At 65.9% G+C, this 13913-nt stretch carries 10 protein-coding genes and 1 CRISPR repeat array; of the genes, 6 read left to right on the top strand and 4 right to left on the bottom strand.

From position 1 onward, the window contains the following. Window positions 1–26 precede the first annotated feature (26 nt). The 6 genes from cas5c to cas2 all read left to right on the top strand — a co-directional run bounded on the left by cas5c (window position 27) and on the right by cas2 (window position 5734). Complete coding sequence (gene cas5c / locus HLH36_RS14215) at window positions 27–698, top strand: type I-C CRISPR-associated protein Cas5c (RefSeq protein ID WP_182987001.1); 672 nt, start codon at window positions 27–29, stop codon at window positions 696–698. Further along, entirely contained in the window at window positions 695–2485 is a 1791-nt protein-coding gene (gene cas8c / locus HLH36_RS14210; protein ID WP_182987000.1) for a type I-C CRISPR-associated protein Cas8c/Csd1, read from the top strand. The genes cas5c and cas8c overlap by 4 nt, the downstream gene beginning before the upstream one ends. Next, a complete protein-coding gene (cas7c, locus tag HLH36_RS14205) occupies window positions 2482–3402 on the top strand; it encodes a type I-C CRISPR-associated protein Cas7/Csd2 (protein WP_182986999.1) in 921 nt (306 codons plus the stop codon). The genes cas8c and cas7c overlap by 4 nt, the downstream gene beginning before the upstream one ends. A gap of 373 nt (window positions 3403–3775) precedes the next feature. Beyond that, window positions 3776–4396, top strand: a complete 621-nt coding sequence (gene cas4 / locus HLH36_RS14200) for a CRISPR-associated protein Cas4 (protein WP_338030463.1) — start codon at window positions 3776–3778, stop codon at window positions 4394–4396. A 3-nt stretch (window positions 4397–4399) separates the two neighbouring features. Further along, window positions 4400–5440 (top strand): type I-C CRISPR-associated endonuclease Cas1c, encoded by a 1041-nt coding sequence (gene cas1c, locus HLH36_RS14195; RefSeq protein ID WP_182986997.1) that lies wholly within the window; start codon window positions 4400–4402, stop codon window positions 5438–5440. A gap of 3 nt (window positions 5441–5443) precedes the next feature. Next, window positions 5444–5734, top strand: coding sequence for a CRISPR-associated endonuclease Cas2 (cas2, locus tag HLH36_RS14190; RefSeq protein WP_182986996.1), 291 nt, complete (start codon window positions 5444–5446; stop codon window positions 5732–5734). Window positions 5735–5917: 183 nt separating this feature from the next. Continuing rightward, window positions 5918–7680: a CRISPR direct-repeat array (repeat unit 32 nt; unit sequence GTCGCCCCTCACGCGGGGGCGTGGATCGAAAC). A 72-nt stretch (window positions 7681–7752) separates the two neighbouring features. Here the strand turns inward: cas2 and ligA are convergent. The 4 genes from ligA to lpxC all read right to left on the bottom strand — a co-directional run bounded on the left by ligA (window position 7753) and on the right by lpxC (window position 13748). Beyond that, window positions 7753–9876 (bottom strand): NAD-dependent DNA ligase LigA, encoded by a 2124-nt coding sequence (gene ligA / locus HLH36_RS14185; protein WP_182986995.1) that lies wholly within the window; start codon window positions 9874–9876, stop codon window positions 7753–7755. An 8-nt stretch (window positions 9877–9884) separates the two neighbouring features. Continuing rightward, the gene (gene recN / locus HLH36_RS14180; RefSeq protein ID WP_182986994.1) at window positions 9885–11591 is read right to left on the bottom strand and encodes a DNA repair protein RecN; all 1707 of its coding nucleotides are present in this window, start codon (window positions 11589–11591) and stop codon (window positions 9885–9887) included. Between the two features lie 40 nt (window positions 11592–11631). Continuing rightward, a complete protein-coding gene (locus HLH36_RS14175; protein ID WP_182986993.1) occupies window positions 11632–12606 on the bottom strand; it encodes an outer membrane protein assembly factor BamD in 975 nt (324 codons plus the stop codon). A gap of 161 nt (window positions 12607–12767) precedes the next feature. Beyond that, on the bottom strand, window positions 12768–13748 hold the full coding sequence (gene lpxC, locus HLH36_RS14170; RefSeq protein ID WP_182986992.1) for a UDP-3-O-acyl-N-acetylglucosamine deacetylase: 981 nt from the start codon (window positions 13746–13748) through the stop codon (window positions 12768–12770). Between the last annotated feature and the right edge of the window lie 165 nt (window positions 13749–13913).

Here is a 13913-nt window from a genome sequence, read left to right as displayed (position 1 = left end):
TCGGGCCAGTCAGGTCGAGGAGCAGGATGAGCATCCGATTGCATGTCTGGGGGGAACGGGCCTGTTTTACACGGCCCGAACTCAAGGTCGAACGTGTCAGTTACGATGTGATAACCCCTTCGGCGGCACGCGGTATTCTTGAATCCATTCATTGGAAGCCGGCGATATGCTGGCATATCGACCGGATTCATGTGCTGAAGCCGATCCGTTTCCAGTCCATCCGCCGCAATGAGGTCGGGGCCAAAGCCAGTGCCGCCAATGCGGCCAGCGCGATGAAGCGCGGCACGACCGAGGGGCTGGGCATGGTGGTGGAGGAAAACCGCCAGCAGCGCGCCACGCTGGCGCTTGTGGACGTGGGTTATGTGATCGAGGCCCATTTCACCCTGACCGCGAAAGCCGGGCCGGAGGATACGGCGGCCAAGCATGCGTCGATGTTCAACCGCCGTGCCGCGCAGGGGCAATGTTTCCATCGGCCCTGTCTTGGCACGCGCGAGTTCGATGCGGAATTCGCACTGGTGACGGACGATGCGACGTTTCCTGCGTGCGAACTGGCGGCGGACAAGCGCACTGTCGATTTCGGCTGGATGCTGCACGATATCGATTTTGCCCATGACAGGGCGTCACGCTTCTATCGTGCGGTGATGGAAGACGGGGTGATCGACGTGAATGCCTGTCTGGCACGCGGGGCGGCGCGATGACGATCCTTCAGGCGCTGGAGGGATATTATCATCGTCTGGCCGAGCGTGGCGCGGTGGCATCACCGGGATGGAGTTCGGAAAAATTTGGTTGGGTTATTGAAATCGATGCCGATGGCGGACTGATCGATGTCATCGATCTGCACGATACGCGCGGCAAGAAGCCGAAGACCGTGCTGTATCAGGTGCCGGCGGCCGTCAAGCGGACGGTGGGAATTGTGCCGAATTTCCTGTGGGACAAGACGGCCTATGTTCTGGGCCGCACGGCGGGCAATGACAAACGCACGGCGGAGGAGCATGCCAGATTTGTCGCATTTCACCAGCAGCGTCTCGCGGGGCAGACGGATGAAGGCCTGACGGCGCTTCTGCGGTTTCTGGAACGCTGGCGGCCAGAGCATTTTGACGGAACGCGGTTCCGGCCTGAGATGCTGGATGCCAACGTCATGTTCCGATTGGCTGGAGAACGGCGTTTTATTCACCAGCGGCCTGCGGCGCGTGCCCTGGTCGAAAAGGGCGAGGCGGATGTTGGGGCCGCGACAGCCTTCTGTCTGATTACGGGCGAGCAGGCGCCGATCGCGCGCCTGCATCCGAGCATCAAGGGCGTCGAAGGGGCCCAGACGGCGGGTGCGGCGCTGGTTTCGTTCAATCTCGATGCCTTTACTTCGCTGGGCAAGGAGCAGGGGGCGAATGCGCCGACCAGCGCGGTGGCGGCTTTTCGGTATGGGGCGGCGCTGAATCATCTGCTGACCCGTGATGGGCCGAATCGGGTTCGCCGGCCGATCGGAGATGCGACGGTGGTGTTCTGGGCCGATGCGCGCAATGCCGAGGGAAGCCATGCCGATGCGGCCGAAGCGGCGGAAGGCTGGTTTGCCGGCGTGAACGACCCGCCGACGGATGCCGAGGAAGAGGCGAAGATCGGGCGGGATATGGATGCCATCGCGCAGGGGCGGGCGCTTGCCGATCTGCGCCCCGACATTCTGCCGGGGACGCGTTTTTACGTGCTGGGGCTGTCACCCAATGCGGCGCGCCTGTCCGTGCGTTTCTGGCTGACGGGGGAATTCAGCGAATTCGCCGAAAATCTGGCCGCGCATTACCGGGATCTGCATATCGAACCGCGCCCTTTCAACTGGGGCGGCGCGCCTTCGGTCTTTCGCCTGCTGGTCAGGACCACCGCCCTGCTTCAGGAGGCGAAGAATATTCCGCCCCAGTTGGCTGGCGAGGTCATGCGGGCGGTGCTGACGGGCGGGCGCTACCCGCAAAGCCTGCTGGCGGCGGTGATGATCCGCCTGCGCGCCGGAGATGACCCGCTCTCGGGCTGGCATGTGGCTGTCATTCGCGCCGTGCTGACCCGTGACCATCGCAAAGACCGTAAAAAGGAGGATGTGCCTGTGAGCCTGGCACCGGACGAGCCTAACAAGGCCTATCAATTGGGGCGGCTGTTCGCGGTGCTGGAAGCCGCGCAGCGCATGGCCCTGGGCAAGGTCAACGCCACGATCAGGGACCGCTATTTCGGCGCGGCCTCGGCCACTCCGGCCACCGTCTTTCCGCTGCTGCTGCGCGGGGTGCAGAACCATCTGGCCCGTTTGCGCAAGGATGGCAGGGGCGGTTGGGTGGAGCGGGAGATAACGGACATTCTGGACAAATTGCCGCCGGATCTGCCGCGATCCCTGCCTTTGCTCGAACAGGGACGTTTTGTGGTGGGATATTACCATCAGCGCAAAGAACAATTCAAAGGCCGCCCCGATGTGGCTGCCGCGATTCAGGACGATGACGAGGGAAGCGATCAATGAGCACGCCTGTTACCAACCGTTATGAATTCGTCCTGTTCTTCGATGTGACCGACGGCAATCCGAATGGAGACCCCGATGCGGGGAACATGCCGCGTCTCGACCCCGAAACCAATCAGGGGCTGGTGTCGGATGTGGCGTTGAAGCGCAAGGTGCGCAATTTCGTTGCCCTGGCTTCGGACAATAAAATTTATATGTCCGACGGTGCGACGCTGAACAAAGAGCATGCCGAAGCCTGGAAGGCGATCATGCCCGACGTCACCAAGGCGGAGGAGATGAAGAAGCTACCGAAGGACGAGGCCAAGGCCCGGGCGCTGACGGCATGGATGTGTGCGAATTTCTGGGACATCCGGACGTTCGGGGCCGTGATGACGACCGGCGTGAATGCCGGGCAGGTGCGGGGGCCTGTGCAGTTCTCGTTCGCCCGTTCGGTCGAGCCGATCCTGCCACTGGAAATTTCCATCACCCGGCTGGCTGCTACCACCGAGAAGGATGCCGAGGAAAAAGGCGGACGCACCATGGGGCGCAAGCATATCGTGCCCTACGGGCTGTATCGGGTGCATGGCTTTGTTTCGGCGCCGCTGGCGTCGCACCCGGTCAAGGGGACCGGCTTTTCGGAAGACGATCTGGAATTGCTGTGGCGGGCGCTGGAGCAGATGTTCGACCATGACCGGTCGGCGGCGCGCGGCGAGATGGCGACGCGCAAGCTGATCCTGTTCCGCCATGCCAGCGCGTTGGGCAATGCCCGGGCGCAGAGCCTGTTCGACCGGGTGAGCGTGCAGCGGGTGCATCAGGGTTCGGTGCAGCCGGTCGGCAGCCCGGCGACCGACAACTGGCCGGCGGCGCGGCAATGGGCGGATTATCAGGTGTCGATCGATAGCGAAAACCTGCCTGCGGGGGTGGAGATGATCGAACGGTAGGAAAAAGGCGGGTCTCGGGTGATGCGAGACCCGCACGGTAGAGATTAATTACCTCGCTGCGATGTGGTTTCGATCCACGCCATCCAAGGATGGCGACATTGTTTTGTCACTATGGAGGTAGCCACTCGATTTCCAGGCAGCACACTCCGAAGATTTTTACGCGTATCCGTCTCTGATGTCGCATTGGCTTACTCAGTTTTGCGCTGTGTGCGCTGGTGGAGAGACCACAGCGCCTAAGAAGCACTGTTCGGGCGGGCGGGTCAATGGTTAAATACCTGGCCGCAATGTGGAAACGAAGGTGGCGCATTACGATTAAGGGAACCATATGGTCCAACAGGCGCAGCCACCTGATCCCGCCGCTGAGGATGCTCTCGTGCCTTTGTCGGCGTTGCAGCATTATCTTTTTTGCCCTCGGCAATGTGCGCTGATCCATGTGGAGCAGGTCTGGGCTGAAGATGGCGCGACGGCCGAAGGGCGGTTGATGCATGAGCGGGTGGATTCCGGGCGTCCGGATCGGCGGGCTGGGGTCCGGACGGTGCGGGGCATGGTGATCCGGTCGCTGGAGCTGGGGGTGGCGGGGAAGGCCGATGCGGTGGAATTTCACCGCGAGGGCGCGGAGTCCGTTCCTTATCCCGTCGAGTACAAGCGTGGTCGCCCGAAAGCCCATCGTGCCGACGAAGTGCAGCTTTGCGCGCAAGCGCTCTGCCTGGAGGAGATGTTCGGTGTGCCGGTGCCGGCGGGGGCCCTGTTCTATGGCGAGACACGGCGGCGACTGGCCGTCGATTTCACGCCGGAATTGCGGCGGGTGACGGCGGATGCCGCGCATGCGGTCCGAGCCATGCTGGCGTCGGGCCAAACGCCGGCGCCGCATTATACGCCGGCCTGCAAGCAATGTTCGCTTCAGGATTTATGCGTTCCGCGCGTGGTCGAAAAGGCGTCCCATGTCGGGGCGTGGCTGGCGCGGCAGATCGATGCCAGCCTTGGTCCGGAATGAGATATGCGCCGTCTGCTCAATACGATCTATGTCACGACTGAAGATGCCTGGCTGCGCAAGGATCGCGAGAATATCATCATCGAGGTCGAGGGGGCCGAGCGGGGGCGTGTGCCGCTCCATCTGCTGGACGGGGTTGTCTGTTTTACCAGGGTAGGGGCATCGCCAGCCATTATGGCGGCGTGCGCGGAACGCGGTATCGCCCTGTCATTTCTCGCGCCGAACGGACGCTTCCTGGCGCGGGTCGAAGGACAGCGTAGCGGCAATGTCCTGCTGCGGCGGACACAATATCGGGTTGCGGACGCCCCCGAGCGGGCTGTGCCCATCGTGCGGGGGGTTGTTGCGGCGAAGGCTGCCAATCAGCGTACTGTCATCATGCGGGCGTTGCGTGACCATAGCGTCACGATGAGCGAGGACGCACGCGATGCGCTCCGGACGGTCGAGCGTCAGCTTTCCCATGCGGCCAGGCGGACATTGGTTTCCGACACGATCGATGTCTTGCGTGGAATTGAGGGCGATTGCGCGCGCCTCTATTTTTCCGTGTTCAATCATCTGATCCGGCCCGACGACCCGGCGTTCGTTTTCGGGGGGCGGTCGCGGCGACCGCCGCTGGACCGGGTCAATGCCCTGTTGTCCTTCCTGTATGCGATGCTTGGGCATGATTGCCGGTCGGCGCTGGAGACCGTGGGGCTCGATCCTCAGGTCGGCCTGCTGCATGCCGACCGTCCGGGCCGGGCCAGTCTCGCACTCGACCTGATGGAGGAAATGCGTCCTGTTCTGGCGGATCGGCTGGCGCTCAGCCTGATCAATCGTCGTCAGATCGGAGCACGGGATTTCATCGTGGAAGAGGGTGGGGCGGTGCAGATGACCGAGGATGCGCGCAAGGCGGTGCTGGTGGCCTGGCAGGAGCGCAAGAAGGAGGAATTGCGTCATCCGTTTCTGGGCGAAAGCCTGTCTTTCGGTCTTGTCGTCCATGTGCAGGCTCAATTGCTTGCGCGCCATCTGCGCGGCGACCTGGATGGCTATCCTGCCTTTGTCTGGAAGTGATCGATGCTGGTATTGATAACCTATGACGTGAATACGCAGGATGCGGCCGGGCGGGGCCGCCTTCGACGGATCGCGAAAGCCTGCCTTGATTTTGGACAGCGGGTGCAGAACTCGGTATTCGAGTGTGAAGTCGATCCGGCGCGCTGGGCGATGCTGAAAGCGAGCCTGATGGCAGAAATCGACCCGAGCAAGGATAGTCTGCGGTTTTACCAGTTGGGCGCATCGGGGAAACGCCGGGTGGAACATGTCGGGGCAAAGCCTGTGCTCAATCTGGACGGCCCTCTTTTATTCTGACGCCCGCGAACCGTTAGCTGTTGATCAAATGCCGGCAGGTTCGCGCAGGGCGTAACGTTATGGAATTTCTGCATTTTGAGTTTGCGGGAGGGATCTCTCGCGTTGGTAGCGGCATTGAGGCCGGGGCATTCGCGCTGGCCGCCCATTTTTATGTTTTTTCTCATCGTGTAATGCTGGCTGGGGGTCGCCCCTCACGCGGGGGCGTGGATCGAAACCGGTCACCGGAGAGGAGCACGCTCCATGAAGTGCGGTCGCCCCTCACGCGGGGGCGTGGATCGAAACGCTCTGGGGGCGGCCAAGCTTCTGGGGCTGACGCGGTCGCCCCTCACGCGGGGGCGTGGATCGAAACATCTGATATGGACCCGTCACGAGCAAGAATGCGCGGGTCGCCCCTCACGCGGGGGCGTGGATCGAAACCAGTTCGGGCACTACATCGGTGCCATTGGCCTGGGGTCGCCCCTCACGCGGGGGCGTGGATCGAAACTATGGTTCGCCTACGATTGCGTCGTTGGATACGTGGTCGCCCCTCACGCGGGGGCGTGGATCGAAACTTGGCGAGTGTGGCATTTGCCGCGGGTCGACGGGGTCGCCCCTCACGCGGGGGCGTGGATCGAAACAGATCGTCCGGAGGTACTGAGCCCCAGACCGGATGGTCGCCCCTCACGCGGGGGCGTGGATCGAAACGGCTCCGAGCGGCAGCGATGACGTGCTCACATAGGGTCGCCCCTCACGCGGGGGCGTGGATCGAAACTTCCAGCTTGGCGCGGTCATGGCCTCAACCTTCGGTCGCCCCTCACGCGGGGGCGTGGATCGAAACTGCACACCTCAGCCGCTTACCCTAGGCGTGACTGGGTCGCCCCTCACGCGGGGGCGTGGATCGAAACACCAACGGCGACAATATGAATGTATCGCTGCCGCGTCGCCCCTCACGCGGGGGCGTGGATCGAAACGATGACTGCTGGGATCGATGGTTTTCCATCTGGCAGGTCGCCCCTCACGCGGGGGCGTGGATCGAAACTCCGCCGGCGGCTCCGGGTTGCGAAGCTCCGCCAGGTCGCCCCTCACGCGGGGGCGTGGATCGAAACTACCGCATCGGGTTGGCGGGCGACGGCCGATAGAGTCGCCCCTCACGCGGGGGCGTGGATCGAAACGTGTTCCGCACCGTCGAGGCCCTGGCGATCTGCGCGTCGCCCCTCACGCGGGGGCGTGGATCGAAACGTCACGATTGCGGCCGATATAGGTGGCGGCCTGGTGTCGCCCCTCACGCGGGGGCGTGGATCGAAACTCGGGCTACGGCGCGCAGGCCGGGTTCTCGGGCTGTCGCCCCTCACGCGGGGGCGTGGATCGAAACGATGTCCTGCGGCGGAATATCGATGAGGTGGCAGGTCGCCCCTCACGCGGGGGCGTGGATCGAAACCGATTTCGATCGTGGCGGGCAGCGTCAACTCGTGCGTCGCCCCTCACGCGGGGGCGTGGATCGAAACATGCCGTGGGCGACGTTCGAGCGGATCGCAGACGTCGCCCCTCACGCGGGGGCGTGGATCGAAACATGAGCAAATCGCTCCAGGCTCTGGACGACACACGTCGCCCCTCACGCGGGGGCGTGGATCGAAACATCTCGACAGACCGCTGATCGACGCGGCAATCGCGTCGCCCCTCACGCGGGGGCGTGGATCGAAACGAGGGTGACGGTCGCAGCGCCGCCGCTCACGCGCGTCGCCCCTCACGAGGGGGCGTGGATCGAAACCATTTCCCGTCAGGCATGCCTCGCCGGCCTTGGCGGTCGCCCCTCACGCGGGGGCGTGGATCGAAACAGGCGCGGGTGCGCGTGCTGGGCGTGCATCGGGCGTCGCCCCTCACGCGGGGGCGTGGATTGAAACTGGTGGGACTTGCAGGACGAGGCGCTGGCTGCTGGTCGCTCCTCACGTGGGGGCGTGGATTGAAGCTTGTAATCCTGCATGAAGGCGATCTGGTCGCGGGGGCTCGGGCAGGGCGTGAATTGAAGCGGGCCTGCCGGCCTACGCTTCCGGCAGGCCGGCCAGTTCGCGCCAGCCGGGTTCATCCAGTGTGTCGAGGCCGAGTTCGGCGGCTTTGCGGGCTTTGGAGCCGGCGTCGGTGCCCAGGACGACGAGGTCGGTCTTCTTTGACACGCTGTCGGTGACGCGGGCGCCGAGGCGTTCGGCGATCGCCTTGGCTTCGGGGCGGGTCATGGTGGTCAGCGTGCCGGTGAAGACGATGGTCTTGCCGGAGAGGGTGCCTTCGGTCTGGGGTTCTTCGTCCTCGATCGTCGTCAGCATGGCTGTCAGGTCGTCGAGGGTGGTGAGGTTGTGGGCTTCCAGGAAGAACGCTGCCAGTTCGTCGGCGATGGCGGTGCCGATGCCGGTGATCGAGCCCAGGGCGAGCCTTGCGTCGGAGCCGATGGTGGTGGCGGCCAGCATCTGTTCGCGCCAGTTGGTGTACGAGCCGTAATGGCGGGCCAGCAGGCGGGCGTTGCTGGAGCCGATGCGCCGGATGCCCAGCGCGTAGATGAAGCGGGCCAGCGGGATGGTCTGGCGGGCGCGGATCGCGGCCGTGAGGTTGCGGGCGGAGAGTTCGCCCCAGCCTTCGCGTTTGGCGATCTCATCTTCGTGGTTCGGAAGACGGAAGATGTCGGCTGGGGTTTTCAGAAGGCCGTCCGCGTGGAATTCGGTGATCGTGCGTTCGCCCAATCCCTCGATATCGAAGGCGTCGCGCGAGACGAAATGGATCAGCCGTTCCACCACCTGCGCGGGGCAGGTCAGGCCGCCGGTGCAGCGCCAGACGACCTCGCCGGGCGGGCGTTCGGCATGGGCGTGGCAGATCGGGCAGGTGTGGGGGAAGGCGAAGGGCTCGCCGCGCGGCGGATCGCCTTCCTTGCGCGGGACCACGCCGAGGATCTGCGGGATGACGTCGCCCGCGCGCTGGATCTGCACCAGGTCGCCTTCACGGACGTCCTTGCGCTGGATTTCGTCCTCGTTATGCAATGTGGCGCGGGTGACGATGACGCCGCCGACATTCACTGGCTCCAGGATCGCAACCGGGGTCAGCGCGCCGGTGCGGCCGACCTGGATGTCGATGCGCGTCAGGCGGGTGATGGCCTGTTCGGCGGGGAATTTCCAGGCGATGGCCCAGCGGGGGGCGCGGCCGACGAAGCCCAGGCGATCCTGCAAGGTAAGATCGTCGATTTTATAAACGACGCCGTCGATATCGTATTCGAGGCCCGAGCGTTCGCGCGCGATATCGTCCATGAAGGATTCGGCGGCCGTTGCGCTTTCGACGATCTTTGACAGCGGGTTGACCGTGAAGCCCCATTCGCGGAGCCGGTCGAGATAATGGGCGTGGGTATCGGCCACGCGTTCCGACGAAAAGCCCTGCGCGTAGGCGAACAGCGACAGCGGCCGGCGGGCGGTGATCGACGGGTCGAGCTGGCGCAGGGAGCCGGCCGCCGCGTTGCGGGGGTTGGCGAACAGTTTCTGGCCGGCACTGGCCTGGGCCGCGTTGATGGCCAGGAAGGCGGGTTTGGAGAGGAAGACTTCGCCCCGGATTTCGATCAGGGCCGGGGCGTGGCCCCTGAGGTGCTGCGGCAGGTCGCGCAGCGTGCGCAAATTGGCGGTGACGTCCTCGCCCTCGGTGCCGTCGCCGCGCGTGGTGCCGCGCACGAAGCGGCCATGTTCGTAGGTGAGACTGATCGACAGACCGTCGATCTTGGGTTCGGCGACGAAGCGCAGGGCGCGGGTTCGGTCCTCGTCCAGGCCCAGGAAACGGGCTGCGCGGGTCACGAAGGATTCGAATTCCTCGCGGTCGAACGCATTGTCCAGCGATAGCATCGGCACCAGGTGGCGGTGCCGGGTGAAGGTGGGGGCGGCCGCGCCGCCGACATGCAGCGAGGGGCTGTCGGCGCGGCGAAGGTCGGGAAAGCGGGCCTCGATCGCCAGGTTGCGGCGGCGCAGCGCATCATATTCGGCGTCGGTGACGGTGGGGGCGTCGTTTTCGTAATAGGCGCGATCCAGGGTGCGGATCAGGTGCGCCAGACGCTCCAGTTCGGCGGTGGCCTGGGCTTCGGTCAGGTCTGTGGGGTCGATCGTGGCGGGATCGGGGGTGTCGGCTCGGGTATCGGGGGACATGGGGGTCATTACCCTTGCAGAAGGCTGTCGGCCGCCGCCCGCGCGGCCTCGGTGATGGTGTCGCCGGCCAGCATCCGGGCGATTTCCTCGCGCCGCTGTTCGGTCGATAACGGTTCGGCCCGCGTTTCGGTTCGGCCCCTGGCCACCGATTTGCTGATGCGCAGGTGGGCGTTGCCGCGTGCCGCGACCTGCGGGCTGTGGGTGACGACCAGGACCTGGACATCCTGCCCCACGCGGGACAGGCGCTCGCCGATGGCCGAGGCGGTCGCGCCGCCGACGCCGGAATCGACCTCGTCGAACACCAGGGTCGGCACGGCGGAGCGGCCGGCCAGCACGACCTTCAAGGCCAGCATCAGGCGCGACAGTTCGCCGCCCGAGGCGACCTTGGCCAGCGGGCCGGGCGGCTGGCCGGGATTGGCGGCGATCTGGAAGGCCGCCTGCTCGCGGCCCCGCGCGTTCCATGCCTCGGGCGGCAGGGGCGGCAGGGTGACGAAGAAGCGGGCGCGTTCCAGCCGCAGGGGCTTGAGTTCGGCCGTGACGGCGGCTTCCAGCCGGCGGGCGGTCTTTTCGCGCGCCGCCGACAGCAGGCCGGCCGCGTCCTCGAACCGGGCGCGGCGTTCGCGGACCATGGTCTCCAGCGCGCCGATGCGGACATTGCCCGAATCCAGCGCCGCCAGCCGGTCGCCGAGTGCCGCCAGCAGGCCCGGCAGTTCCGGCACGGACACGCCATGCTTGCGGGCGGCCGCGCGCAGGGCGAACAGCCGTTCCTCGGTCTGTTCCAGCAGGCGGGGGTCGGAATCGGCTTCGGCGGCCAGGCGGGAGAGCAGGGTTTCGGCCTCGCCCAGTGCCTCTTCGGCGCGTTCCAGGGCGGCCAGGGCCTCGTGCGCCAGGCGGTCGGCGCCATCGGTCGCGGTATCGCCGGCCGAGGGGAGCAGGCGTTGCAGGGTGCGGCTGGCGCCGCGCAGGGCGGCGGCGGGGCCGGACGAGCGGCGGTCGCGCGGCGAGAGTTCCGCCAGGGCGGCGGCGATGGCCTCGCCGCGCCGTTCGCCCTGTTGCAGGCTCTGGCGCATGCCGGCCAGGTGGGTTTCCTCGTCTTCCTGCGGGGCGAGGGTGGACAGGTCCTCGACCGACTGGCGCAGCCATTCTTCCTCGCGCGCCGCGTTTTCCATCGTGGCGCGGGCGGCGGCCAGTTCGGCCGTCGCGGCCATCCAGGCGCGATAGGCGGCTTCGGTGTCGGCCCGCAGGGCAGGTGGCACGCCGAAGGAATCGAGCAGATCGAGATGGGTGCCCTGGTCGGCCAGGCCCATCTGTTCGTGCTGGCCCTGGATTTCGACCAGCAGCGCCGCCGCCCGGCGCAGCAGGTTCACCCCCACCGGCTGGTCGTTGATATAGGCGCGCGACCGCCCGTCCACGGTGACGATCCGGCGCAGGACCAGCGGTTCGCGCGGGTCGTCGATGACGATTCCCTGTTCGGCCAGCAGGGTGGGCAGCGGATGGTCGGGCAGCAGGTCGAAACAGGCGGTGACGCTGGCCTGTTCGGCGCCGGCCCGCACCAGGCCGGCGCTGGCGCGCTCGCCCAGGGTCAGGCCCAGGCTGTCGAGCAGGATCGACTTGCCGGCCCCGGTCTCGCCCGTCAGCACGGTGAGGCCGGGGGAGAAGGGCAGGTCCAGCCGTTCGATCAGGACGACGTCGCGGATCGACAGATGGGTCAGCATCGGGTTGCCCCGGATGGCGGGAGGAGGGGCTCCACGCCCGTCAGAAGACGGAATGCCATACGCGCGAGAAGAAGCCGCGCTGGGCGTGCGTGGCCTGGGACGGCGGCGGCGGGGCCTTGGCCAGCGGCTTGGCCGTGTCGGCCGCGTCGGCCGATCTGGCGGGGGCGTTGTCCGCGACCAGGCCCGGCACCGGAGTGCTGGCGGACAGCAGGTGCTTGCTGCGCAGCGTGTCGTAGGCGTAGCGGTACCATTTGCTGCCGGGATAATTGTAGGACAGCACGGATGCGGTGCGGCGGGCCTGGTCGGTCAGGCCCAGGTCCAGATAGACCTCGACCAGCCGCTCCAGCGCTTCGGGCACGTGATTGGTCGTCTGGAAATCCTGCACCACGCGCTGGTAGCGGTTGACTGCGGAATGATAGGCGCGCTGCTGCTGGTAGAAGCGGCCGACCAGCATTTCCTTGCCGGCCAGATGGTCGCGGCAGAGATCGACCTTGAGCTGGGCGTCGCGCGCGTAGGGCGATTGCGGGAAGCGGGTGATGACCTCTTCCAGCGCGTTCATCGCCTCGATCGTGCCCTGCTGGTCGCGCTGCACCTCGGCGACCTGCTCGTAATAGCAGAGCGCGCGCAGATAGAACGCATAGGCGGCGTCGGGGCTGGTCGGGTGCAGTTCCAGGAAGCGGTCGAGCTGCTGCACGGCCTCGGGATACTTGTCCTGCAGGTAGTAGGCGTAGCCCCCCATCAACTGCGCGTTCGCGACATAGGCGGAATAGGGGTAATTCTGTTGCAGGACGTCGAATTCCGCCGCCGAGAGGGCGTAGCGCTGGTCGCGCAGGGCGTCGATGCCGTTATTGTAGAGCGTGTCGACCGGAGGCACATGCGATTCCAGGTCGTTGATCGTCTTCTTGTCGCCGCTGCATGCCGCGAGCGACAGAATGACGGCGATCGAGGCGTATCGGGCGGCACGATGGCCGGCCGAACGGTCAGCGGAATGGTTTCGAATGCTGCGCAGGGACATGCCGGCTCTTCCAGTTCGGTCTGCCTTATATCATGCGGCGGGCCGGGGTGAAGGCCATGGCGTCGTTTTCAATGCGATCCGGCCCGATTTTGGTCGGTGGGCGCGCGGTCGGAGCCTGTCGGGCAGTACGCGCGGTCCGTATTCCTGACGCGGGCAGGGTTTCAGGCCGCCGCGCGCAGGGGCTGGGGGCGCGGCGCACGCGCGCGCGGCCGCCAGGCCTCGGCGTCGGCGAACAGGGTGCGCAGCAGCCGGTTGTTCAGCGCGTGGCCCGATTTGTGGCCGGTGAACGCGCCGTTGATCGCGGCGGCGGCCAGCGACAGGTCACCCACCGCGTCGAGCATCTTGTGGCGCACGAACTCGTCGGGGTGGCGCAGGCCGGACGGGTTGAGGATGGTGGCGCCGTCGACCACGACGGCATTGTCCAGCGACCCGCCGCGCGCCAGGCCGGCGGCGTGGAGGGCCTCGATTTCCTGCCGGAGGGTGAACGTACGGCAATTGGCGAGCTGGTCGCGGAAGCTGCGGCGGTCCAGCCGGGCGGTGAAGCTCTGTTCGCCGATCGCGGCGGCGGGGAAGGCGATGGACATCGTCAGGGTCAGGCCGGGCTCGCGCGCCGGACGCAGTTCGGCAAAGGCGTCGCCGTCGGTCACGCGGACGGGGCGCAGGATGTCGATCGCAGCCCTGGAGGCGGCCTGTTCGGCCACGCCGGCGCAATCCAGCAGGAAGACGAAATCGGACGCCGAACCGTCCAGTGCCGGCAGTTCCGGCCCGTCGACGTCGATCAGCACATTGTCGATTCCGGCGGCCGAGAGCGCGGCCATCAGATGTTCGATCGTCGCGACCCGCAGGGCGGGGTTCGTGGGATCGCCGATGACGGTGGACAGCCTGGTATCGACGACATGATCGAAGCGGCCGGGAATGGTGCGGCCGTCGAGATCGGTCCGGCGGAAGACGATTCCGGTATTCTCGGTGGCCGGATGGAGCGCCAGCCTGATCCGCAGGCCCGTATGCAGGCCGACCCCGACGCAGGAAATGCTCTGGCGCAGCGTCTGCTGGCGGGCGATGCGCGTGGGCAGGGGACGGGCGGAAACGGTGTCGCCGATGGATGAGGAATCCTGTCCCGACATCGTCAGCATACCGTCCATTACAGTCCCCCTGCGGTTGTTACCGTATTCTTCTTGCCTGGCCGTTACAGAACCGACAGCACGAACAGCATGATCTGTAATGACCCGGAAGCGGGAGTGCGAGTCACTGTTTATTGCCGACTATTACGACTTAACAGTCTGAAACATAAGGACAAAATAAAGACA

It is taken from the genome of Gluconacetobacter aggeris (assembly GCF_014174395.1).
GTDB lineage: Bacteria > Pseudomonadota > Alphaproteobacteria > Acetobacterales > Acetobacteraceae > Gluconacetobacter > Gluconacetobacter aggeris.
Note: the sequence above shows the minus strand (reverse complement) of the source record. Positions and strands in the feature narration are given on the sequence as shown.

Excerpts from the sequence above, each read along its gene's own strand:
- cas2 (WP_182986996.1), top strand. The coding sequence starts at position 5,444 with ATGCTGGTATTGATAACCTATGACGTGAATACGCAGGATGCGGCCGGG.
- cas5c (WP_182987001.1), top strand. The coding sequence starts at position 27 with ATGAGCATCCGATTGCATGTCTGGGGGGAACGGGCCTGTTTTACACGG.
- HLH36_RS14175 (WP_182986993.1), bottom strand. The coding sequence starts at position 12,606 with ATGTCCCTGCGCAGCATTCGAAACCATTCCGCTGACCGTTCGGCCGGC.
- cas7c (WP_182986999.1), top strand. The coding sequence starts at position 2,482 with ATGAGCACGCCTGTTACCAACCGTTATGAATTCGTCCTGTTCTTCGAT.
- cas1c (WP_182986997.1), top strand. The coding sequence starts at position 4,400 with ATGCGCCGTCTGCTCAATACGATCTATGTCACGACTGAAGATGCCTGG.
- recN (WP_182986994.1), bottom strand. The coding sequence starts at position 11,591 with ATGCTGACCCATCTGTCGATCCGCGACGTCGTCCTGATCGAACGGCTG.
- cas8c (WP_182987000.1), top strand. The coding sequence starts at position 695 with ATGACGATCCTTCAGGCGCTGGAGGGATATTATCATCGTCTGGCCGAG.
- ligA (WP_182986995.1), bottom strand. The coding sequence starts at position 9,876 with ATGTCCCCCGATACCCGAGCCGACACCCCCGATCCCGCCACGATCGAC.
- lpxC (WP_182986992.1), bottom strand. The coding sequence starts at position 13,748 with ATGGACGGTATGCTGACGATGTCGGGACAGGATTCCTCATCCATCGGC.